Source organism: Neisseria sp. P0009.S007 (assembly GCF_051962515.1).
In genome coordinates this window covers 1-346 of record NZ_JBQCVF010000976.1, presented here as the reverse complement: position 1 = coordinate 346, position 346 = coordinate 1, and the positions used below count along the sequence as shown (strand labels likewise).

Genomic DNA, 346 nt, shown 5'->3' with positions numbered 1-346 from the left:
GCATACCAGGTTTTGCAAAAGCAGATGTTTCGTAGTGGATAAAGCCTGCGCCTTCCAATTCGCCGTGTACGGCATCTTCAATATCCAATGCTGCTTCATCTTGCGGCAATCCTTTTGGCGGCGTATGACCAAAAGGCGTGTTCGGCTCCATGGTCAGATGATATGCGCTGATATGAGATACGCCTGTTGCAATAGCGGTTTGCACATCGTCCAATGCCGTCTGAACCGTTTGGTTTGGCAGGGCGTACATCAAATCGATATTGACTTTATCAAATAATTTCAATGCAGTATTAATAGCTGTCAGAGCTTCTTTGCCATTGTGAACGCGTCCCAATCGAGCAAGCAT

General features: G+C 46.5%; 1 pseudogene. It reads right to left on the bottom strand.

The features are described 5' to 3' along the window. A pseudogene (locus ACTHS3_RS17395) lies at positions 1-346 on the bottom strand (radical SAM family heme chaperone HemW); the annotation flags it as partial.